This window comes from Pseudomonas sp. KH_050, from assembly GCF_057838875.1.
In genome coordinates, this window is the sequence record NZ_CM174478.1 from 1,324,898 (window position 1) to 1,345,668 (window position 20,771).

Genomic DNA, 20,771 nt, shown 5'->3' on the forward strand with positions numbered 1-20,771 from the left:
CGGCGATCCCCTGTAGGAGCTGCCGAAGGCAGCGATCTTTTGATCTGTTCAGCAGGCAAATCGTTGCCTGAACTGGCGCTAACATCAAAAGATCGCAGCCTGCGGCAGCTCCTACAGGGGCGGCCGTGTAGCTTTTAGTGCTGCAGAATCTTCTCGAGGAAGTGCTGGGCACGTTCGGAGCGGGCGTTGATGTCACCGAAGAACTCTTCTTTCCTGCAGTCTTCGATGATTTTGCCCTGGTCCATGAAGATCACCCGATCTGCCACTTTGCGGGCAAAGCCCATTTCGTGGGTCACGCACATCATGGTCATGCCTTCGTGGGCCAGTTGCACCATCACGTCGAGTACTTCGTTGACCATTTCAGGGTCGAGCGCCGAGGTCGGTTCGTCGAACAGCATGACGATAGGGTCCATCGCCAGTGCACGGGCAATCGCCACACGCTGTTGCTGACCGCCGGAGAGTTGGCCCGGGTGCTTTTTGGCGTGGGCCGAGAGACCGACGCGTTCGAGCAATTGCAGGGCTTTCTTGTTGGCTTCTTCCTTGCTCCGACCCAGCACCTTGATCTGTGCGATGGTCAGGTTATCCATGATGCTCAGGTGCGGGAACAGTTCGAAATGCTGGAACACCATGCCAACCCGCGAACGCAGTTTCGGCAGGTCGGTCTTGGGGTCGGCGATGGAGGTGCCATCGACCACTACGTCGCCTTTCTGGAACGGTTCCAGGGCGTTGACGCACTTGATCAAGGTGGATTTGCCGGAGCCGGACGGCCCGCACACCACGATCACTTCGCCTTTTTTGACCTCGGTGCTGCAATCAGTCAGTACCTGGAAGTCGCCATACCACTTGTTGACATTCTTGATAGAGATCATACGGCAAACCTTTTTTGCAGACGCTTGACCAGCTGCGAGGCGGCAAAGCTGATTATAAAATACACCAGACCTGCGAAGACCAGGAACTCATTGGAGCGGCCGATGATGTCGCCACTGGCGCGCGAAGCATTGAGGAAATCCACCAGGCCGACCGCGTAGACCAGCGAGGTGTCCTGAAACAGGATGATGCTCTGTTGCAGCAGCAACGGGGTCATCTTGCGGAACGCTTGCGGCAGGATGATCAGTCGCATCATCTGGCCGTAGCCCATGCCCAGCGCCTGGGCTGCGCCCATCTGGCCCTTGGGGATCGACTGCACGCCGGCCCGGACAATTTCGCAGAAGTACGCCGCTTCGAACATCATGAAGGCCACGATGCATGAGGCGAACGCGCCGATCGGGGTGTCTTCGCCGGTGATCCAGCGCAGCACGAACGGCACCGCCAGGTAGAACCAGGTGATGACCAGCAGCAGCGGGATCGAGCGGAAGTAGTTAACGTAGGCGCCGGCAATGTTCGACAGCAGTTTGCTGTGGGACAGGCGCATCAGCGCCAGGATGGTGCCGAGGATGATCCCGCCGACGACGCCCAGGGCCATCAGCTTGAGGGTCATCACCATGCCGTTCCACAGGCCCGGTGTGGCCTGGACGATTCCACTGAAATCGAAGTCCATTATTTACCCCCCAGGGAAATCAGGCCGGGCACCGCGACTTTCTTCTCGACCATGCGCATCAGCAGCATCAGGCCCATGTTCAGGGTGAAGTAGATCAGGGTCGCCAGGGTGAAGGCTTCGAACAGGTTGGCGGAGAACTCGGCGGTCTGTTTGGTCTGCGCGAGCAGCTCCATCAGGCCGATCAGCGAGGCCACGGAGGAGTTCTTGAAGACGTTGAGAAATTCCGAGGTGAGCGGCGGAATGATGATCCGGTAGGCCTGGGGCAGCAGCACATTCCAGTAGACCTGTGGCAGCTTGAAACCCATGGCGCGCGCGGCTGATTCCTGGCCACGCGGCAGTGCCTGGATACCGGTACGCACTTGTTCGCAAACCCGTGCGGCGGTGAACAGGCCCAGGCAGACGACGACGCTCAGGTAGGCGGAGGTGGTCGGATTCAGGTCCTGCTTGTACCAGTCCTGCAGGTTTTGCGGCAGTAGATCCGGTACCAGGAAGTACCAGATGAACAGCTGAACCAGCAGCGGCACGTTACGGAAAAGTTCCACGTAGCAGGTTGCGATGCCCGATACGACACGATTCGGTACAGTGCGCATGACGCCCAGAATCGAGCCCAGCAGCAGGGCGATGATCCAGGCCACGATGGCGATGGCGATGGTCCAGCCCAAACCGGTGAAGAACCAGTCGAGATAGGTCTCGCTGCCCACGCCGGTGGACTTGAAGAACACGCCCCAGTCCCAGTTGTAATTCATTAGGGTCTCCCCTCAGATCGATCGATGTACAAGTGCCCGCCAGGGGAAGATCCATTCCCGCCCGACCTTTACGGTCAGGCACACACGAGCGGCTCGACAATCACCGGTTCGAGTGTTTCCAAAAATGCCAGCAGGGAGTGACCACCTCCTGAAAGGGCAGTGGCCCTCTCAGGAGATAAGGTTAGTCAGAAATCAGGATTTCTTTTCGTCAGCCGCTTTATCGGTCGGATTGGCGATCAGGGCCTTGAGCTCTTCGCTCATCGGGAACATCAGGTTCAGGTTTTTTGGCGGGATTGGCTGCATGAACCATTTTTCGTAGATCTTGTTGATTTCGCCAGACTTGTAGGTCGCGATGATGGCGTCGTCGACGGCTTTCTTGAACGGCTCGTCGCCCTTGCGGACCATGCAGCCGTAGACTTCAAAGGACTGTGGAGTACCGGTCACGACCCAGTCGGTGGGTTTCTTGGCCTTGGCCATTTCGCCGGCGAGCAATGCGTCGTCCATCATGAAGGCAACTGCACGGCCGCTTTCCAGCATCTGGAAGGATTCGCCGTGGTCCTTGGCCGAGATCACGTTCATGCCCATCTGCTTGTCGGCGTTCATCGACTTGAGGATACGCTCGGACGTGGTGCCGGCGGTGGTCACGACGTTCTTGCCTTTGAGGTCGGGGAAGTCTTTGTATGGTGAATCTTTTTTCGCCAGCAGTTTGGTACCGATTTCGAAGATGCCGACGGAGAACGCAACTTGCTGCTGACGCTCGACGTTGTTGGTGGTGGAACCGCATTCCACGTCCACGGTGCCGTTCTGCACCAGCGGGATACGGGTTTGCGAGGTGACCAGGTTGTAGTTGACCTTGAGGTCCGGCATGCCCAGGTCTTTCTTGATGGCTTCGACGATTTTCAGCTGGATATCGTGGGAGTAGCCAACCGGTTTGCCGGAAGCGTCCGCGATGTAGGAAAACGGAATAGAAGCGTCACGATGCCCGAGGGTGATGGTGCCGGACTCTTTGATCTTCTTCAGTGTGCCGGTGAGCTCGGCTGCGAAAACTGGAGTGCTGATCAGAGCAACAGCGATAGCTGCGCCCAAAAGCTGGGGAACGATGCGCATCAAATTTTCCTCGACATTGTTTTTATATGGAGCCAGTGCGTTGGCCCTTCTGTACTGCAAATGCCTTGAGGCTCCTGATGGGGTGGCGCATCAGGCATTCGTCCAAGAGTGTAGAGCATGAGTCGTGCCAGGCCAGGCGTATTTGATCAAGGCATTGATTTATAAGGGGATTAAATATTTATGGCGAAGAAATGGGTTCTGGATAATCCGGTTAACCGAATCGACCGACAAGTCGCGTTCGGAAAACCGAATGCAATGGAAGGTCGTCTTGTACATATCCCCCACATTGGATTTACGGTGTGTATTGAGAATGCAAAAAGCCCCTGGATCTCGAGATTCAGGGGCTTCGCTTTAACCGGATTCCCGATCAGGCCGCATGGATCTTGCTGCGGTTCTGTACGACCTTGGTCAGATACTGCTGCAGTTTTTCCTGCTCCGCCGGGCTGGTGAACAACCCCAGCTTGCTGCGGCGCCACAGAATGTCGTGAGCGCTCATGGCCCATTCTTCGCTGCACAGGTAATCGACCTCGCGAGTATATAGACCGCCACCGAGGTGTTCGCCCATATCGCTCAGGTTGCGCACGCCTTCGAGCATGCGCCAGGTGCGGCTGCCGTAGGTGGAGGCCCAGCGGCGAGCGATTTCAGTCGGCACCCAGTCGAATTTGTCGCGGATCAACGAGCTCAATGCTTGCGGGGTGGTCATGTCTTCGCCACCGGGCAGGGTCGATTGCGCGGTCCAGCTCGGCTTGATGTCTTTGAAGTACGGCGCCAGTTGCGCCAGGGCCGATTCGGCCAGCTTGCGATAGGTCGTCAGCTTGCCACCGAACACCGACAACAGCGGCGCTTCTGCAGCACTGCCGGACAGGGCCAGGGTGTAGTCGCGGGTTACGGCCGAAGGGTTGTCGGATTCGTCGTTGCACAGGGGGCGAACGCCGGAGTAGCTGTGCAGGATGTCCTCGCGGCTCAGCCGCTTCTTGAAGTGCGCGTTGACCACCTTGAGCAAGTAATCGGTTTCGCCTTCGGTGATCGCGACTTTGGCCGGGTCGCCGGTGTATTCACGGTCGGTGGTGCCGATCAGGGTGAACTGATTCAGGTACGGAATGGCGAATACGATGCGCTGGTCTTCGTTCTGCAGAATGAAGGCATTGGGCGCGTCGTAGAGTTTCGGCACGATCAGGTGGCTGCCCTGGATCAGGCGGATGCCGTACGGCGATTCCAGCTTCAGGTCATCGCGGATGAACTTGGCGACCCACGGACCGGCGGCGTTCACCAGAGCTTTGGCACGGATCGAGAACAGGCTGCCGTCGTTGCGCTCCAGGTTCAGCTGCCACATGCCTTTGCTGCGACGGGCGCTGACACAACGGGTCCGGGTGTGGACATGAGCGCCTTTTTCGCGGGCGGCCATGGCGTTCAGGACTACCAGGCGGGCGTCATCGACCCAGCAATCGGAGTATTCGAAACCTTTGCTGATTTCTGCCTTGAGCGGGCTGTCGGCGCCGAATTTCAGGCTTCTGGAGCCAGCGAGCTTTTCCCGTTTGCCCAAGTGGTCATAAAGGAACAGGCCGGCACGGATCATCCAGGCCGGACGCAAATGCGGGCGGTGCGGCAGCACGAAACGCATCGGTTTGACGATGTGTGGGGCTTTGGCCAACAGCACCTCGCGTTCGGCCAGGGCTTCGCGCACCAGGCGGAATTCGTAATGTTCGAGGTAGCGCAGGCCGCCGTGGATCAGCTTGCTGCTGGCCGAGGAGGTGTGGCTGGCCAGGTCGTCCTTTTCGCAAAGGAACACCGACAGACCGCGACCGGCGGCATCAGCTGCAATCCCTGCACCGTTAATCCCGCCACCGATGACGGCGATATCGTAGACCTCGGCGATAGGAGGCGTAGGCAAGGTGGAAGTGGGCATCGGCTGGCCTCGGGGTTCTTTATAATATTTGAATTCGAACATTTATGTTCATTTACGAAAATGGTAGCGCATAAAGACGGGCACGGCCAGTCAACTTCGATTGAAAATACTCATCGAAGGGCATCAAAAGGAAGATTTTCGAACATTTAAGCGGGGGAGGAGAGGCGCACGGTCTATGTGGTGAGGGGGGTTCTGGCTCCGCACATTTCCCGTAGCAGCTGGCGAAGCCTGCGTCCGGCCGCGTAGCGGTCGTAATCAGGCGTTGTGGTGTAACAGATTAGCCGTGGTTGCATGATTTGCGACTGCTGCGCAGCCGGACGCAGCCTTCGGCAGCTGCTACGGACCGCGTCGTCGCCTCAGCTCCCTTGCCACAAGGGAGCACGCCCTGCCTATAGAGGCTTAAACCACTTCCAGCCGAATCTTGTGCTGACTCAACAGTTGCGCCAGCGCCGGCACGGGTGGCTGATCGGTCACCAGGCAATCGATCAGGCTGATGGGGCCCAGTCGCACCATGGCGTTGCGACCAAACTTGCTGGAATCGGCCGCCAGGATGACTTGCCGGGCATTGGCGATGATCGCCTGGGAAACCCGCACTTCCTGATAGTCGAAATCCAGCAAGCTACCATCTTCATCAATGCCACTGATGCCGACCAGAGCGAAGTCGACCTTGAACTGGTTGATGAAGTCGACGCTGGCCTGGCCGACGACCCCGCCGTCGCGGCGCACATTGCCGCCAGCCAGCAGGACTTCGAAATCATCCTTGGCACTGAGGATCGAGGCGACGTGCAGGTTGTTGGTAATCACCTTGAGCTGGGTGTGATTGAGTAGCGCCCGGGCGATGGATTCGGTGGTGGTGCCGATATTGATGAACAGCGAGGCATGATCGGGAATCTGCGCGGCGATGGCTTCGGCGATGCGTTGTTTCTCATCGCGCATTTGATCGGCTCGCATGGCGTAGGCGGTGTTTTCTACGCTCGAATCGTAAGCTGCGCCGCCATGATAGCGACGCAACAGGTTTATTTCCGCCAATTGATTGATATCGCGGCGGATGGTCTGCGGTGTAACGACGAACAGCGTAGCCATTTCCTCGATGCTGACATAGCCGCGCTCGCGGACCAGTTCGAGGATTTGCTGCTGACGGGGAGGCAGATTCATGGGGCTTCCTTGGGGCTGCCGTGCAAAATGCGCCCATGATGCCGCAGGAATCTACTCCCGGCCAGTTACATGCAGATACGAGTCCCTGCTCTAGCTTACTTGGCCTCTTCGTGCGGCTCCCAATCGCGGGTGCGGCTCACGGCTTTTAGCCAGCCGGCGTAGAGTTTTTCCTTCTCCGCTTGCGCCAGTTGCGGCTCGAACTTGCGCTCGATTACCGCCTTGCCGCGCAGCTCATCCAGGCTGCCCCAGAAACCGCAGGCCAGGCCCGCCAGATAGGCTGCACCGAGGGCGGTGGTTTCACGCATTTTCGGACGTTCGACGTGCGTGCCGAGAATGTCCGCCTGGAACTGCATCAGGAAGTTGTTGGCCACTGCGCCACCGTCGACGCGCAGGGCTTTGAGGCGTTCGCCGGAGTCCTGTTGCATGGCGTCGAGCACGTCGCGGGTCTGGTAGGCAATCGACTCCAGGGCTGCGCGAATGATGTGATCCACGCGTACTCCGCGGGTCAGGCCAAACAGTGCGCCGCGGGCATAGGGGTCCCAGTAGGGAGCACCCAGGCCGGTGAAGGCCGGGACCAGATAAACGCCATTGCTGTCCTTGACCTTGCCGGCAAAGTATTCGGTGTCGTGAGCGTCATTGATGACTTTCAGCTCATCGCGAAGCCACTGAACGGTGGAGCCACCGTTGAATACCGCGCCTTCCAGCGCGTAAGCGACTTCGCCGCGTGGACCACAGGCAATGGTGGTGAGCATGCCATGCCTGGATTTCACTGCTTTGTCGCCGGTGTTCATCAGCAAGAAGCAGCCGGTGCCGTAGGTGTTTTTCGCCTGCCCGGGTTCGACGCACATCTGGCCGAACAATGCCGCCTGCTGGTCGCCGGCAATGCCGGCGATGGCGATGCCACTTTTGGTGTGGCCGTAGATTTCCGAGGAGGACTTCACTTCGGGAAGCATCTCGCGCGGGATGTCCAGCAACTCCAGCATCTTTGCATCCCACTCCAGGGTGTGGATGTTGAAGAGCATGGTCCGCGAGGCATTGGTGTAGTCAGTGACGTGGGTCTTGCCGCCGGTAAATTTCCAGATCAGCCAACTGTCGACGGTGCCGAACAGCAGTTCGCCGTTGCGCGCGCGTTCACGGCTGCCTTCGACGTTGTCGAGGATCCACTTGAGCTTGGTGCCGGAGAAGTACGGGTCAGTCACCAGGCCAGTGGTTTCGCTGATGTATTGCTCATGACCGTCGCGTTTGAGCTGCTGGCAGATCTCGGTGCTGCGCCGGCACTGCCAGACGATCGCGTTGTAGATCGGCCGGCCGGTGGTCTTGTCCCAGACCACGGTGGTTTCACGCTGGTTGGTAATGCCGATGGCGGCCACCTGGTCGTGATGCAGGCCGGCTTGAGCCAGGGCCTCGACCATTACCGCGCTCTGGGTGGCGAAGATTTCCATCGGGTCGTGTTCGACCCAGCCGGCTTGCGGGTAATGCTGGGCGAATTCGCGCTGAGCGGTACAGACCACGTTGGCGTCGCGGTCGAAAATGATCGCCCGGGAGCTGGTCGTACCCTGATCGAGGGCAATGATGTAGTTCTTATTCTGAGCGTCGGTCATGTCGATTGCCTTGGACTAAATAGGGTTTAAATTCAGCGAGCGTGAAGGCCGAGGAGGGCAGTGGCGTTCACGCAGCCTGTTTCAAGATGCCTGGACCTTTGCGTTGACGACGTGCTCGGCATCCTTTGTCGCGGATGTGGCGCTGGGTAGATGGCGGGCAATCAGCCCGCGATAGGCAGCAGCGCCGAGGCATGCACCCATGATCGGTGCAAATACCGGAATCAGGAAGTACGGGATATCGCGCCCGCCGGTGAAGGATATTTCACCCCAGCCGGCGACGAAGGTCATCAGTTTAGGTCCGAAATCTCGCGCCGGGTTCATCGCAAAACCGGTTAGCGGCCCCATCGAGCTACCGATAACGGCAATCAGCAGGCCGATCAGCAAGGGCGCCAGCGGGCCACGTGGCAGGCCATTGTTGTCATCGGTCAGGGACATGATCACGCCCATCAGGACCGCGGTGATGATCACTTCAACCAGGAACGCCTGGCCGGTGGACAGGGCCGGGTGCGGGTAGGTGGAGAACACCGACGCCAGTTCCAGGCTGGCCTGGGTGCCACGAATCATGTGATGAGTTTGTTCGTAGTCGAAGAACAGGTTGCTGTAAAGCGTGTAAACCAACAACGCCGAACAAAAGGCTCCGGCGATCTGGGCGAAGATGTAGAACGGCAGTTTGCGCTTTTCAAAGTCGGTAAAAATGCACAGTGCAATACTGACTGCGGGGTTGAGATGGGCGCCGGAAATGCCTGCGGTCAGGTAGATCGCCATGCTCACGCCGATTCCCCAAATGATGCTGATTTCCCATAGGCCAAAGCTGGCACCCGCGACCTTGAGCGCGGCGACGCAACCGGTACCAAAGAAAATCAATAAGGCAGTACCCAGGAATTCGGCCATGCATTGGCTCGAGAGCGAAGGTTGTTGTAGAGCAGTCGTCATTGAAAACCTCTTTTTTGTTGTTGTGTGGCGCTTCTCGAAAGGGTCGGAGCGCGATCTTCTCCGAGGCAAGGATCCCCATCCTTGTCTTGGCTTGCTGCGGACTACAAAAAACTGGAGCGGGTTAATAATATTCAGATTCGAAAAAATATAGACAAGAAACGCTGCTGTCAAAGGTCGAAAGTGAACCGCTGGTCATTTTTTAACTATTAGTCCTGTGAATGATCACGTTCCAGGCATGGGCAAAGGTCTGCGATGAGCGACGTGATAACCCATGAACTCAAGCGGCATCGCGGGTAATGACTGCGTAATAGAGCCTTTTTCCTACTGATAGCCTAGAATCCTGCATCAGCGTTTTTCTCCATTGGTCTCGGTCGGAGCCGTCATGACACCTGCATTGGATTTGTTGAAAAAAGTTCGTGCCGAACATCGAGTGCACAGTTACGAACATGATCCGAAGGCGGCTTCCTACGGTCTGGAGGCCGCGGAAAAACTAGGGCTCGATCCAGCCCAGGTGTTCAAGACTCTTCTGGCGGCCAGCGAAAAGGGTGAATTGCTGGTGGCGGTGGTGCCGGTCGTCGGAAGTCTGGATTTGAAGGCGCTGGCCCATGCGGCGGGGGTGAAGAAAGTCGAGATGGCCGACCCGGCTGCCGCGCAACGGGCGACTGGCTACCTATTGGGTGGAATCAGCCCGCTGGGGCAGAAGAAGCGCCTGCGAACTTTCGTCGATAACAGCGCGCAATCCTTTGCCAGCATTTTTGTCAGTGCCGGGCGGCGAGGCCTTGAGGTCGAACTGTCGCCGGCAGTGCTGGCCGAACATACCCAGGCCCGGTTTGCCGATGTTGGTCGGGCCTGATTGCCTGAGCTGGCACTGTATGGCGCAAATGATCCTGCTCTGTAGCTAGCCCTGATCTATATCCGGGTGCATGCTCGCTGTCGCCTATTTCAAGGAGAGGTGTGGTCATGCAACTTGAGTTTCATCAGGTCGACGCGTTCAGTGAGCGGCCATTCAGCGGCAACCCGGCGATGGTCTATCGGCTCGATGCGTGGCTCGCCGATGAGCTGATGCAGAAAATCGCCGCCGAGCACAATCTGGCCGAAACCGCCTTTGTGGTGCGCGAAAGCCAGGGCTGGCATATCCGCTGGTTCACACCCACAACTGAAGTGCCGCTCTGTGGTCATGCCACGTTGGCCAGTGCCCACGTCTTGTTCGAGGTGTATCAGGAGCAAGTCGAGCAACTGAACTTCATCAGTCAATCCGGCCCGTTGAGGGTCAGCAAGGAAGATCAGCGGCTGTGGCTGGATTTTCCGGCGATGGTGCCCCGTGAGGTGGGCGTGACCCTGGACGTGGAGCGGGCGCTGGGTCTGGAAGTGGTGGATGTATTAGGTTCCAACGAGTTGTTCGTGGTCCTCGAGTCGGAGCAGGCGGTGCTTGATTGCAAGCCGGACATGGCCGCGTTGGCGAAGTTGCCTTGGCCGGGTGCGATCGTTACGGCGCGGGGGAGTCGGCATGATTTTGTCTCGCGCTATTTCGCCCCGGCGATCGGGATCAATGAAGACCCGGTGACCGGCTCGACCCATTGCAGCCTGATCCCTTATTGGTCGCAGCGCTTGGGCAAGACGAACCTGACGGCGTATCAGTGTTCGGCACGGGGCGGGGAGTTGTTCTGCCGGCTGGAGGGGGATCGAGTGAAGATCGGCGGTTATGCGACGCTGGTGGCCAGCGGGAAGTTGATGCTGGGTTGACAGGCTCACCACATTTCAGCTGGCAGCGCTATGCCGCCGAACACCCGACTCCACCGCTGGAATCTGCGCCGCCGTGCTGCCGGACGCCTGGAACAACACCAGATGCTCGGCCGCCACGCGAATACCGACATCGGCGCCCACCAGATGATCGGCATGGCTCGGGAAGATCGACTCCAGCAGGCTGCCGGTGGGTAACTGCAGGCGATACAAGGTCGAAGCGCCAAGGAAGGTCTTGCCGATGATCCGTGCTTTCAACTCGCTGTCCGGCGCATAGACGATATCGTCCGGGCGCAGCAGCACGTCGACAGCGCAACCCGTCGGCCAGGTGTAGGCGCGATTGCCGCGCAATACACCCAGTTCGGTTTGTACCGATTCCGGGCTGAGCAGCTGGCCGCGAATGAAATAACCCTGGCCGATAAAGCTCGCGACAAAGGGTGTAAACGGCTCGTGGTAGAGGTTGTAGGGGGTGTCCCACTGCTCCAGTCGACCTTCCTTGAACACGCCGACATGGTCGCTGACCGCGAAGGCTTCTTCCTGATCGTGGGTCACCAGGATCGCGCTGGTGCCACGCAGCTTGAGAATGTCCCGCACTTCATGGCTGAGCTTGCGGCGCAGTTCGCCATCGAGGTTGGAGAAAGGTTCGTCGAGCAACAGCAATTGCGGTTCCGGCGCCAGTGCCCGAGCCAGTGCCACACGCTGCTGCTGGCCGCCCGATAGCTCGTGAGGAAAGCGCTTGCCGAGGCTTTTCAGGTTGACCAGCTCGAGCAACTCTTCGGTCACGCGGTCCTTTTGCGGATGCTTGCGGATTCCGAAGGCGATGTTCTCGGCCACGCTCAGGTGCGGAAACAGCGCATAGTCCTGAAACACCATGCCGATCCGCCGCTTCTCCGGCGCCAGGGTGAAACCGGCACTGGAAATGACTTCACCGGCCAGTGTGATTTCCCCTTCGTGCACCGGCTCGAAACCGGCAATCGCCCGCAAGGTGGTGGTCTTGCCGCAACCGGACGAGCCGAGCAGGCAGCCGATATCCCCGGCGTTGAGGTGCAGATTGAGGTTCTGTACGACTCGTTGGTTGTGGTAACCGCAGGCCAGGTTGCGCAGGTTGAGCAGTAATGTCTGGCTCATGCGTGGTGGTACGCCGGCTCGACCAGAAACTCGAGCAGGGCCTTCTGCGCGTGAAGACGGTTTTCCGCCTGGTCCCAGGCCACGGAGCGCTGGTCGTCGAGCAGGTCCAGGCTGATTTCTTCACCCCGGTGGGCCGGCAGGCAGTGCATGAACAGCACGTCTGGCGCGGCCAGGTCGAGCAGGGCGCGGTTGACTTGAAACGGCGCGAACAGCTTGAGGCGCTTGGCGGTTTCCTCTTCCTGGCCCATGGAGGTCCAGACGTCGGTGCTCACCAGGTGGGCGCCGCGCACGGCATCCTGCGGATCGCGGACGATAGTCACCCGATCGCCGGCCTTGGCCACGAACTCAGGGTTGGGCTCGAAGCCTTCCGGGCAGGCAACGCGCAACTGGAAGTCGAACTGAATCGCCGCTTCTATATAGCTGTTGCACATGTTGTTGCCGTCGCCGATCCAGGCCACGGTCTTGCCTTGAATCGAGCCGCGATGTTCGAGGAAAGTTTGCATGTCGGCCAGCAACTGGCACGGATGCAGGTCATCGGACAGGCCATTGATCACGGGCACGCGGGAGTTGGCAGCGAATTCGGTCAGGGTGCTGTGGGCAAAGGTACGGATCATCACCGCGTCGAGCATGCTCGACATGACGATGGCGCAGTCGCCGATCGGCTCGCCACGGCCCAACTGGGTATCGCGGGGCGAAAGGAAGATCGCCTGGCCACCCAGCTGGATCATGCCGGCTTCGAACGAGATCCGGGTGCGGGTCGAGGACTTCTCGAAAATCATCCCCAGGACGCGGTTTTTCAAAGGCTCGAACAGTACGCCGCGGTTACGCAGGTCCTTGAGCTCAACGCCTCGACGGATCACGCTGACCAGCTCTTCGGGCGTGCAATCCATCAGGGAGAGAAAGTGCCTTGCGCTCATCATTGACTACCTTTTTGCAACAGACCGCAGATACTCAAAGCCTTGTTTAACTGAAAAACGGGCGAGACCTGCGGCGTAAGCCGCACGGGGCGACGAAATAGGGGAAGGCGCGATATTGACATTAAATGTCGCGTCTTTCCAATAGGGCTACGGTTCTTAGGGGAGTTCAGAGGGGCTACGAGGATGTCGTGGTAGCGCTTTTGAAGCCTGTTTCCTTACAGTAGCCCGTCATTTGTACACTGCCCTCGCGCGCCTTGGCAATCGAACGGCACGGACAAAGCAGCCAAACGGTCGGTTTTGGGCTCGTCAGCCAAGACTTTTGCGAGCAGGATTCATACGGCTGACCCAACGCGAACATCGCCTGATGCAAGGTGTTGGACTATAAAGGTCTCACGAGCGAAACAGGGCGTTTCTGCAATGGAAGCAAAAGGTCGACATCGGTTGGCCTGATGCCCGTTGATTCACGGGACGAACATCGCTGGCGCAGAGGCCGGTCTGGCGCCATAGTTTTGTTCCCGCAGCCTCGCTGGCTGCCCCGAATAAAATAGAGACTGGCCATGACCAAGACTCTCCACCACCGTGCCTGCCACCTGTGTGAAGCCATCTGCGGCTTGACCATCGAAACCACCGCGGTCGACGGCGCCGGCGTGCAGATCACCTCGATCAAGGGTGATCCGCAGGACAGCTTCAGCCGCGGTCATATCTGTCCCAAGGCGGTCGCGCTGCAGGATATCCAGAACGATCCGGACCGTCTGCGCCAGCCCATGCTCAGGGTTGGCAGCGAGTGGCAGGCGATCGAGTGGGATGCGGCGTTTGCCTTGGTCGCCGAGCGCCTTGGGGCGATTCAGGCGCGTCATGGACAGAATGCCGTGGCGGTCTATCAGGGCAACCCCAGCGTGCATAACTATGGGCTGATGACTCACAGCAATTACTTTCTCGGGCTGCTGAAAACCCGCAACCGTTTTTCCGCCACGTCGGTCGACCAGCTGCCTCATCACCTGACCAGTTACCTGATGTACGGCCACGGCTTGTTGCTGCCGATTCCGGACATCGATCACACCGACTTCATGCTGATCCTGGGCGGCAATCCGCTGGCTTCAAATGGCAGCATCATGACGGTGCCGGATGTGGAAAAACGCTTGAAGGCGATCCAGGCGCGGGGTGGCAAGGTGGTCGTCGTCGATCCACGGCGCAGCGAAACGGCGGCGATTGCCGATCAGCACCTGTTTGTTCGTCCGGGTGGCGATGCGGCGCTATTGTTCGGGTTGCTCAACACCTTGTTCGCTGAAGGTCTGACTCGTGAGAGTCATTTGCCGGTAGATGGCCTTGATCAGGTTCGTCTGGCGATCGCAGCGTTCAGCGCCGAGGCGATGAGCCCGCTCTGCGCCGTGCCGGCCGAGCAGATTCGTCAGTTGGCGCGGGATTTCGCGGCGGCGGACAAAGCCGTCTGCTATGGACGGATGGGCGTTTCTACCCAGGCGTTCGGCACCTTGTGCCATTGGCTGGTGCAGCTGATCAATCTGCTGACCGGCAATCTCGACCGGGTAGGCGGCGCCTTGTGCACGGAACCTGCGGTGGACCTGGTGGCGTCCACCTCGGGCGGACATTTCAATCTCTGGCAAAGCCGGGTCTCGGGGCGTCCGGAGTATGGCGGCGAGTTGCCGGCGTCGGCCCTTGCCGAAGAAATGCTGACCGAAGGCGAGGGGCAGGTCCGCGCACTGATCACCGTGGCCGGCAACCCGGTGCTGTCGACCCCCAATGGCCGGCAACTGGAGCAGGCGCTGGACGGGCTGGAGTTCATGCTCAGCATCGACTTGTACATCAATGAAACCACCCGTTACGCCGACCTTATCCTGCCGTCGACCTCGGCGCTGGAGAACGATCACTACGACACCACCTTCAATATGTTCGCGGTGCGTAATGTCACTCGCTTCAATCGGGCGATTCTGGCCAGGCCTGAAGGTGCGTTGCACGACTGGGAGATCTTTGTCGGTCTCGCACAGGCCTTCGCCGAGAAGACCGGCAAAGAGCTCAAGCCGACCATTGCCCCGGCGCAAATGATCGATCGCGGGCTTCGCGCGGGCCTCTATGGCGATGCTTCGGTACATAAACTGTCGGTCGCGACCTTGTTCGACCATCCTCATGGAATCGATCTGGGGCCGCTCAAGGCGAACCTCGGGCCGCGTTTGAAAACTGCCAATCAGCGCATTCAGGCGGCACCCGAGGCGATCCTGGCGGACCTGGCACGGTTTGCTGCGTTGCAGGCTCCGGTGACTGACGAGTTGCTGATGATCGGCCGTCGACATGTGCGCAGTAATAACTCCTGGATGCACAACTATCATCGCCTGGTGAAAGGCAAGCCACGCCATCAGTTGCTGATGCACCCCGATGATCTGGCCCGCCGCGGTCTCAGCGATGGGCAGCGGGTGCGTGTCAGCTCGCGAGTCGGCGCGATCGAGGTCGAGGTGCTGGCCAGTGTCGAGATGATGCCGGGAGTGGTCAGCCTGCCGCATGGCTGGGGGCATGCGCGGCCAGGCGTGCAGATGGGAATCGCCAGCGGACAGCCGGGTGCCAGTGCCAATGATCTGACAGATGAGCTGCAACTCGATGAGCTGTCGGGTAATGCGGCGTTGAATGGGGTGCCGGTCAAGGTAGCGTCGGCCTGATCGCCAAGGGGTAAAATACGCGGTAGTGCGTCTCTGTCGGTGAGGTCGAGCATGGCGCTCGGCTTTCCGTTACAATGCGCCACCGTGCCGACAACTGAGTCGGAAAGTTCAGCCGAGGTGTTCCATGGATATCATCGAAACTATTAAAGAGCAGATTGCCAACAACACCATTCTGCTTTACATGAAAGGCTCGCCGAATGCCCCGCAGTGTGGTTTCTCCGCGAAAGCCGCTCAAGCCGTCATGGCCTGTGGTGAGAAGTTCGCTTATGTGGACATCTTGCAGAACCCGGAAATCCGCGCCAACTTGCCAAAGTACGCCAACTGGCCAACCTTCCCGCAGCTGTGGGTCGGTGGTGAGCTGGTCGGCGGTAGCGACATCATGACTGAAATGGCCGCCGACGGTTCATTGCAGGCCACGATCAAGGCTGCTGTCGAAAAAGCCGCAGCGAACAAGACTGAAGCCTGATTCACATCGTTGCCGCAGCTTCTTTGGTGGTAGGAGCTGCCGCAGGCTGCGATCTTTTGATCTTGACGATGTAAAAAAAGCCCCGCCTCTCGAAAGAAGGCGGGGCTTTTTGTTGCATTCGAAACTTTTGTTGCCTCGAGATCAGGGCGCCAGCTTATTCGCCCATCTGCGATTGCAGGTAGTTCTCAAGACCGACTTTATCGATCAGGCCCAGCTGGGTTTCCAGCCAGTCGATATGTTCTTCTTCGGATTCGAGAATATCTTCGAGCAGTTCACGGCTGCCGAAATCGCCCGTCGTTTCGCAATGCGCGATGGCCGCTTTCAGATCGGCGTGGCCGGTCTTCTCGATGCGCAGGTCGCACTCGAGCATTTCCTTGGTGTGTTCACCGATCTGCAGCTTGCCGAGGTCTTGTACGTTCGGCAGGCCTTCGAGAAACAGGATGCGCTTGATCAGCTTGTCGGCATGCTTCATTTCATCGATGGATTCGTGATATTCGTGCTTGCCGAGCTTGTCCAAGCCCCAATTTTCATACATGCGTGCATGCAGGAAGTATTGATTGATCGCGACCAGCTCATTGGCAAGGATCTTGTTGAGATGCTGGATGACTGTAACGTCGCCTTTCATGATGGGAATCCTGCCCTATATTCGCGGTATATGAATATAGTTTGAGCTGCGCAACTACTAGTGTCAAACCTAAGTTATTGAATAATATATGAAAATTAATCGGAATAAGAATGTTTTTGTTCCGCATCGCGGTGCTAAGCGATTGATTTCCAGACATAAAAAAACCGGACACTAAGTCCGGTTCTTTAGAATTCGTTGTTCAAGCGGCGGAAAATTCTGCGGGGTAGGGGATCGATGCCTGGCTGCTTTGCAGTTTGGTCAGGGTTTCGCGTACCACTTGCTTGGCAAGGCAGGCGCATTTACCGCATTGGCTGGCAACGCCGGTGGCTTGGCGAACCTCGCGGTAGCTGCAGCAACCTTCATAGATTGCTTCGCGGATTTGCCCGTCGGTGACGCCTGTGCAGAGGCATACATACATAAGTGAGAACCGTCGCTGGTTGTGGCTCATTTGCGATGGATCTTAATGTTAACGAGAATTATTGTCAAAGTGGTTTCGGGAAGCCTGGGGTTAGAAGGGCAGGTGACTGACGAACGGTTTTCCCTTCAAACTGTGAGGAAAATAGAGTGCGGCCTTTTTACCAGCCTCGAAAAAACCGCTAAGGACCAAGTCAAAAACGCGGTGTATGATGGCCGGTCCTTGCGAAGCGGGTTCGTGTCACAGGGCTGTCGCCTGAGGGTGGCAGGCTGGTGCGAACCCTGTTCTTCACGTTATTACCCCTGGAGATATTCAATGAGCGTACTCGTAGGCAAACAAGCCCCAGACTTCACCGTATCGGCCGTACTCGGCAATGGCGAGATCGTAGACAGCTACACCCTGTCCTCGGCCATCAAAGGCAAATACGGCCTGGTGTTCTTCTACCCACTGGACTTCACCTTCGTTTGCCCGTCCGAGCTGATCGCTCTGGACAATCGCATGGCTGACTTCAAGGCACGCAACGTTGAAGTGGTCGCGGTGTCGATCGACTCGCACTTCACCCACAACGCATGGCGCAACACTCCAGTGAACAATGGCGGCATCGGCCAGGTTCAATACACCATGGCTGCCGACATCAAGCACGAAATCGTCAAGGCCTATGACATTGAGTCCGAAGGCGGCGTGGCATTCCGTGGCGCGTTCCTGATCGACGACAAAGGCGTTGTCCGCTCGCAGATCGTCAACGACCTGCCGCTGGGCCGTAACATGGAAGAGCTGGTCCGTCTGGTCGACGCTCTGCAATTCCACGAAGAGCACGGCGAAGTTTGCCCTGCAAACTGGAAAAAAGGCGACAAAGGCATGACTGCTTCGACCGAAGGCGTCGCAGCTTACCTGACTGAAAACGCTGGCAAGCTGTAAGCCACGCGTCAGGCATAAAAAAACCGGCCGTTGAGGCCGGTTTTTTTATGGGCGCGATTGCTTCAGGTGACCTGATCAGTCGTGGAAATCTTCCCAGCCACCCATTTGTTTCCAGCGATTGACGATGCCGCAGAACAGCTCGGCAGTCTTCTCGGTGTCGTAGCGCGCCGAGTGGGCCTCACGGCCGTCAAAATCGATATCGGCCGTCTGGCAGGCCTTGGCCAGCACGGTTTGACCGTAAGCCAGGCCAGCCAGGGTAGCGGTGTCGAAGCTCGAGAACGGGTGAAACGGATTGCGCTTCATGTCCAGGCGCGCGACAGCGGCGTTGAGGAAGCCCAGGTCGAAGCTGCTGTTATGCCCCACCAGAATCGCCCGTTTGCAGCCGTTGGCTTTCAGAGCCTTGCGTACACCGCGGAAGATATCGGTCAGGGCCGTCTCTTCGCTGACTGCCATGCGCAGCGGATGATCGAGCTTGATCCCGGTGAACTCCAGGGCTGCCGCTTCGATGTTCGCGCCTTCGAAAGGCTCGACCCGGAAAAAATAGGTGTGTTCAGGGTACACAAAGCCTTTTTCGTCCATGCCGATGGTGACGGCGGCAATTTCCAGCAAGGCATCGGTGGCACAGTTGAAACCACCGGTTTCAACATCGACGACTACCGGCAGGTAACCACGAAACCGGGCTGCCATCGGATGGCGCGAACCGCCACCACCGTTTTGGCCGTCTTGTTCGTCGTCGAAATGGTCTTCACTCACGAGTGTTTCTCCAGCAGACGCCAGCGCAGTTTTTCACCGGCGCGCAGCGGGATTACAGACAGCTCGCCGAAGGGCAGGCTGGTAGGGGCGGTCCACTCTTCGCGAACCAGGGTAATGCGATCGGTGTTTACCGGCAGGCCATAGAAGCGCGGGCCATGCAGGCTGGCAAAGCCTTCGAGTTTATCCAGCGCATTGCGCTGTTCGAAGGCTTCGGCATACATCTCGATCGCCGCATAAGCGGTGTAGCAACCCGCACAGCCACAGGCCGCTTCTTTGGCGTGTTGGGCGTGCGGGGCCGAATCGGTGCCAAGGAAAAACTTCTCGCTGCCGCTGGTGGCGGCGTCGAGCAGTGCTTCCTGGTGAATATTGCGTTTGAGAATCGGCAAGCAATAGAAGTGCGGACGAATCCCGCCAACCAGCATGTGGTTGCGATTGTACAGCAGGTGGTGCGCAGTGATGGTCGCGCCAACGTTGGCCGGGGCCTCATTGACGAACTGCACCGCTTCACGGGTGGTGATGTGTTCGAACACCACCTTGAGTGCCGGGAAGTGTTCCACCACCCGACGCAGGTGTTCGTCGATGAACAGCTTTTCACGGTCGAAGACATCGACATCGCCACGGGTGACTTCCCCGTGAATCAGCAAGGGCAAGCCGACTTCGGCCATGGCCGCAAGTGCCGGGAAGATCTTGTCGATGCTGGTGACACCGGAGTCCGAGTTGGTGGTGGCTCCGGCCGGATAGAGCTTGGCGGCATGCACGAATCCACTGGCCTTGGCCTCGCGAATCTCTGCAGCGGTAGTGCGATCGGTCAGGTACAGCACCATCAGCGGTTCGAAATGGCTGCCGGCCGGACGTGCAGCGAGGATACGCTGACGGTAGGCGTCGGCTTCAGCGGCATTGCGCACCGGTGGTACCAGGTTGGGCATGATGATGGCGCGGCCAAAGGTGCGCGCAACATCCGCAACAGTATTGGGTAGCACGGCACCATCGCGAAGATGTATATGCCAGTCGTCGGGACGCAGCAGGGTCAGGCGGTCGGACATAGGGAATTCCAGGCGGGTCAAACTGAGGCGAATGCTACCGGAAAAGACTCTCTCAGGCACTCGCTATCAAGTTTTGCAGCAAGCAGCCGATATCCCTTGGGTATTCGATAAACAAGTGTCATGCCGCAAACATGTGTGTCGGTCTTTTGTGTAGAAGCCAGTGGAGCCCCCCGTGCGCCAGCGTTATTTAGCCTTGCTCAGTGTGTTTGCCTGCCTGCCCGCGATGGCTCTGACTTACCAGACACGTCTGGAGAGCATCGAGTGGACGGTCGAAGGTGACAAATTCGAGTGCCGTCTGATCCAGCCCATCACCGATTTCGGTTCGGGGGAGTTCGTGCGGCGCGCCGGTGAGCAGGCGACTTTTCGCTTGAAGGCTTATAACAACTCACTCGGCGGCGGTTCGGCCACCCTGTTGGCGGCGGCTGCGCCTTGGCAGCCGGGGCGGGGGGACATCAATCTGGGGGCGGTGCAAGCCGGCAGCGGCGATGTACTGTTCAACAGTTCCCAGGCTCAGGCCGGCCGACTGTTCAGTGGTTTGCTGGACGGTCGAAGCCCGTTGATACGCCATTATTCCCGTGATGGCGGTGTCTCTGAGGTCCGTTTGTTACCGGTCAGATTCAGCAAGGCCTATGGCGACTATCAAGCCTGCACCGCCAAGCTGTTGCCGATGAACTTCGAGCAAGTGAAACAAGCCCGGGTGGGGTTTCCTGGCGGAGGTATCGAACTGGATGCGCAGGCCAAGGCCAGGTTGCAGAGCGTGCTGGAGTTCCTCAAGGCTGATCCGACGGTCAATCATATTCAGCTCGACGGCCACTCGGACAACAGCGGTAACCGCCTGACCAATCGCGATCTGTCGCGACGCAGGGCCTTGGCAGTCATGGAATTCTTCAAAGCCAACGGCGTCCCCGAAGCGCAGATCACCTTGCGTTTCCATGGCGAGCGCTACCCATTGGCGCCCAATATCAATTCCTCCAACAGGGCGAAGAACCGCCGGGTCAATGTTCATCTGGAGCGTGTGGCGCCCAGCGAAAAGCCGGCGCCGCAGGTCAGTTCGGCGAGCAATAGCGCGGCGACTTCCTGAAACGGCTGTAGTGGTCGCGCACTCGACATAATCT

20 protein-coding genes are annotated in these 20,771 nt (G+C 58.5%); 6 read left to right on the plus strand and 14 right to left on the minus strand.

Going from position 1 to position 20,771, the window contains the following annotated elements; all coding sequences use genetic code 11:
* Positions 1-134 precede the first annotated feature (134 nt).
* The 8 genes from AC3IUA_RS06080 to AC3IUA_RS06115 form a co-directional block, all read right to left on the minus strand.
* Positions 135-869 carry an amino acid ABC transporter ATP-binding protein gene (locus tag AC3IUA_RS06080; RefSeq protein ID WP_489359606.1) on the minus strand — a complete coding sequence of 245 codons (735 nt, stop codon included), beginning with the start codon at positions 867-869 and terminating at the stop codon, positions 135-137.
* Complete coding sequence (locus AC3IUA_RS06085) at positions 866-1,537, minus strand: amino acid ABC transporter permease (protein WP_489359607.1); 672 nt, start codon at positions 1,535-1,537, stop codon at positions 866-868. The genes AC3IUA_RS06080 and AC3IUA_RS06085 overlap by 4 nt, the downstream gene beginning before the upstream one ends.
* On the minus strand, positions 1,537-2,283 hold the full coding sequence (locus AC3IUA_RS06090; protein ID WP_489359608.1) for an amino acid ABC transporter permease: 747 nt from the start codon (positions 2,281-2,283) through the stop codon (positions 1,537-1,539). The genes AC3IUA_RS06085 and AC3IUA_RS06090 overlap by 1 nt, the downstream gene beginning before the upstream one ends.
* Before the next feature lie 192 nt (positions 2,284-2,475).
* Entirely contained in the window at positions 2,476-3,390 is a 915-nt protein-coding gene (locus AC3IUA_RS06095; RefSeq protein ID WP_489359609.1) for a glutamate/aspartate ABC transporter substrate-binding protein, read from the minus strand.
* Positions 3,391-3,757: 367 nt separating this feature from the next.
* Complete coding sequence (gene glpD / locus AC3IUA_RS06100; RefSeq protein ID WP_489359610.1) at positions 3,758-5,296, minus strand: glycerol-3-phosphate dehydrogenase; 1,539 nt, start codon at positions 5,294-5,296, stop codon at positions 3,758-3,760.
* A 399-nt stretch (positions 5,297-5,695) separates the two neighbouring features.
* Positions 5,696-6,451 carry a DeoR/GlpR family transcriptional regulator gene (locus AC3IUA_RS06105; RefSeq protein ID WP_489359611.1) on the minus strand — a complete coding sequence of 252 codons (756 nt, stop codon included), beginning with the start codon at positions 6,449-6,451 and terminating at the stop codon, positions 5,696-5,698.
* Positions 6,452-6,546: 95 nt separating this feature from the next.
* The gene (gene glpK / locus AC3IUA_RS06110) at positions 6,547-8,052 is read right to left on the minus strand and encodes a glycerol kinase GlpK (protein ID WP_489359612.1); all 1,506 of its coding nucleotides are present in this window, start codon (positions 8,050-8,052) and stop codon (positions 6,547-6,549) included.
* A gap of 81 nt (positions 8,053-8,133) precedes the next feature.
* Positions 8,134-8,985, minus strand: a complete 852-nt coding sequence (locus AC3IUA_RS06115; RefSeq protein WP_489359613.1) for an MIP/aquaporin family protein — start codon at positions 8,983-8,985, stop codon at positions 8,134-8,136.
* A gap of 382 nt (positions 8,986-9,367) precedes the next feature.
* Here AC3IUA_RS06115 and ybaK point away from each other — a divergent pair, with 382 nt between their 5' ends.
* Positions 9,368-9,838, plus strand: coding sequence for a Cys-tRNA(Pro) deacylase (ybaK, locus tag AC3IUA_RS06120; RefSeq protein WP_489359614.1), 471 nt, complete (start codon positions 9,368-9,370; stop codon positions 9,836-9,838).
* A gap of 107 nt (positions 9,839-9,945) precedes the next feature.
* On the plus strand, positions 9,946-10,728 hold the full coding sequence (locus AC3IUA_RS06125; RefSeq protein WP_489359615.1) for a PhzF family phenazine biosynthesis protein: 783 nt from the start codon (positions 9,946-9,948) through the stop codon (positions 10,726-10,728).
* 15 nt (positions 10,729-10,743) lie between these two features.
* Here AC3IUA_RS06125 and AC3IUA_RS06130 read toward each other — a convergent pair whose 3' ends face one another.
* Together AC3IUA_RS06130 and argF are read right to left on the minus strand one after the other, a co-directional pair.
* Positions 10,744-11,853: an ABC transporter ATP-binding protein gene (locus tag AC3IUA_RS06130; protein WP_489359616.1), complete on the minus strand. Its 1,110-nt coding sequence runs from the start codon at positions 11,851-11,853 to the stop codon at positions 10,744-10,746.
* Positions 11,850-12,770, minus strand: coding sequence for an ornithine carbamoyltransferase (argF, locus tag AC3IUA_RS06135; protein WP_489359617.1), 921 nt, complete (start codon positions 12,768-12,770; stop codon positions 11,850-11,852). Before argF ends, AC3IUA_RS06130 begins: the two co-directional genes overlap by 4 nt.
* 557 nt (positions 12,771-13,327) lie before the next feature.
* Here argF and AC3IUA_RS06140 point away from each other — a divergent pair.
* Together AC3IUA_RS06140 and grxD are read left to right on the plus strand one after the other, a co-directional pair.
* Positions 13,328-15,436 carry a molybdopterin oxidoreductase family protein gene (locus AC3IUA_RS06140; RefSeq protein WP_489359618.1) on the plus strand — a complete coding sequence of 703 codons (2,109 nt, stop codon included), beginning with the start codon at positions 13,328-13,330 and terminating at the stop codon, positions 15,434-15,436.
* A 124-nt stretch (positions 15,437-15,560) separates the two neighbouring features.
* On the plus strand, positions 15,561-15,902 hold the full coding sequence (gene grxD, locus AC3IUA_RS06145; protein ID WP_116641440.1) for a Grx4 family monothiol glutaredoxin: 342 nt from the start codon (positions 15,561-15,563) through the stop codon (positions 15,900-15,902).
* Between the two features lie 154 nt (positions 15,903-16,056).
* Here the strand turns inward: grxD and bfr are convergent, their stop codons facing one another.
* Together bfr and AC3IUA_RS06155 are read right to left on the minus strand one after the other, a co-directional pair.
* Entirely contained in the window at positions 16,057-16,527 is a 471-nt protein-coding gene (gene bfr / locus AC3IUA_RS06150) for a bacterioferritin (protein ID WP_489359619.1), read from the minus strand.
* Positions 16,528-16,726: 199 nt separating this feature from the next.
* Positions 16,727-16,945 carry a bacterioferritin-associated ferredoxin gene (locus AC3IUA_RS06155; RefSeq protein WP_489362249.1) on the minus strand — a complete coding sequence of 73 codons (219 nt, stop codon included), beginning with the start codon at positions 16,943-16,945 and terminating at the stop codon, positions 16,727-16,729.
* Between the two features lie 312 nt (positions 16,946-17,257).
* On the opposite strand from AC3IUA_RS06155, the gene AC3IUA_RS06160 reads away from it, so the two are divergent.
* Positions 17,258-17,860, plus strand: a complete 603-nt coding sequence (locus AC3IUA_RS06160; RefSeq protein WP_489359620.1) for a peroxiredoxin — start codon at positions 17,258-17,260, stop codon at positions 17,858-17,860.
* Positions 17,861-17,935: 75 nt separating this feature from the next.
* Here AC3IUA_RS06160 and rnt read toward each other — a convergent pair whose 3' ends face one another.
* Entirely contained in the window at positions 17,936-18,613 is a 678-nt protein-coding gene (gene rnt / locus AC3IUA_RS06165) for a ribonuclease T (protein WP_150643661.1), read from the minus strand.
* The gene (pyrC, locus tag AC3IUA_RS06170) at positions 18,610-19,656 is read right to left on the minus strand and encodes a dihydroorotase (RefSeq protein WP_489359621.1); all 1,047 of its coding nucleotides are present in this window, start codon (positions 19,654-19,656) and stop codon (positions 18,610-18,612) included. The genes rnt and pyrC overlap by 4 nt, the downstream gene beginning before the upstream one ends.
* 172 nt (positions 19,657-19,828) lie before the next feature.
* On the opposite strand from pyrC, the gene AC3IUA_RS06175 reads away from it, so the two are divergent.
* Positions 19,829-20,737: a flagellar protein MotY gene (locus AC3IUA_RS06175; protein ID WP_489359622.1), complete on the plus strand. Its 909-nt coding sequence runs from the start codon at positions 19,829-19,831 to the stop codon at positions 20,735-20,737.
* The last annotated feature ends 34 nt before the right edge of the window (positions 20,738-20,771 follow it).

Coding starts and splice junctions, on each gene's coding strand:
- AC3IUA_RS06155 (WP_489362249.1), bottom strand. CDS start 16,945: ATGTATGTATGCCTCTGCACAGGCGTCACCGACGGGCAAATCCGCGAA.
- AC3IUA_RS06115 (WP_489359613.1), bottom strand. CDS start 8,985: ATGACGACTGCTCTACAACAACCTTCGCTCTCGAGCCAATGCATGGCC.
- AC3IUA_RS06080 (WP_489359606.1), bottom strand. CDS start 869: ATGATCTCTATCAAGAATGTCAACAAGTGGTATGGCGACTTCCAGGTA.
- AC3IUA_RS06160 (WP_489359620.1), top strand. CDS start 17,258: ATGAGCGTACTCGTAGGCAAACAAGCCCCAGACTTCACCGTATCGGCC.
- grxD (WP_116641440.1), top strand. CDS start 15,561: ATGGATATCATCGAAACTATTAAAGAGCAGATTGCCAACAACACCATT.
- glpD (WP_489359610.1), bottom strand. CDS start 5,296: ATGCCCACTTCCACCTTGCCTACGCCTCCTATCGCCGAGGTCTACGAT.
- pyrC (WP_489359621.1), bottom strand. CDS start 19,656: ATGTCCGACCGCCTGACCCTGCTGCGTCCCGACGACTGGCATATACAT.
- AC3IUA_RS06090 (WP_489359608.1), bottom strand. CDS start 2,283: ATGAATTACAACTGGGACTGGGGCGTGTTCTTCAAGTCCACCGGCGTG.
- argF (WP_489359617.1), bottom strand. CDS start 12,770: ATGAGCGCAAGGCACTTTCTCTCCCTGATGGATTGCACGCCCGAAGAG.
- bfr (WP_489359619.1), bottom strand. CDS start 16,527: ATGAAAGGCGACGTTACAGTCATCCAGCATCTCAACAAGATCCTTGCC.
- ybaK (WP_489359614.1), top strand. CDS start 9,368: ATGACACCTGCATTGGATTTGTTGAAAAAAGTTCGTGCCGAACATCGA.
- AC3IUA_RS06140 (WP_489359618.1), top strand. CDS start 13,328: ATGACCAAGACTCTCCACCACCGTGCCTGCCACCTGTGTGAAGCCATC.
- glpK (WP_489359612.1), bottom strand. CDS start 8,052: ATGACCGACGCTCAGAATAAGAACTACATCATTGCCCTCGATCAGGGT.
- AC3IUA_RS06125 (WP_489359615.1), top strand. CDS start 9,946: ATGCAACTTGAGTTTCATCAGGTCGACGCGTTCAGTGAGCGGCCATTC.
- AC3IUA_RS06130 (WP_489359616.1), bottom strand. CDS start 11,853: ATGAGCCAGACATTACTGCTCAACCTGCGCAACCTGGCCTGCGGTTAC.
- AC3IUA_RS06085 (WP_489359607.1), bottom strand. CDS start 1,537: ATGGACTTCGATTTCAGTGGAATCGTCCAGGCCACACCGGGCCTGTGG.
- AC3IUA_RS06105 (WP_489359611.1), bottom strand. CDS start 6,451: ATGAATCTGCCTCCCCGTCAGCAGCAAATCCTCGAACTGGTCCGCGAG.
- AC3IUA_RS06095 (WP_489359609.1), bottom strand. CDS start 3,390: ATGCGCATCGTTCCCCAGCTTTTGGGCGCAGCTATCGCTGTTGCTCTG.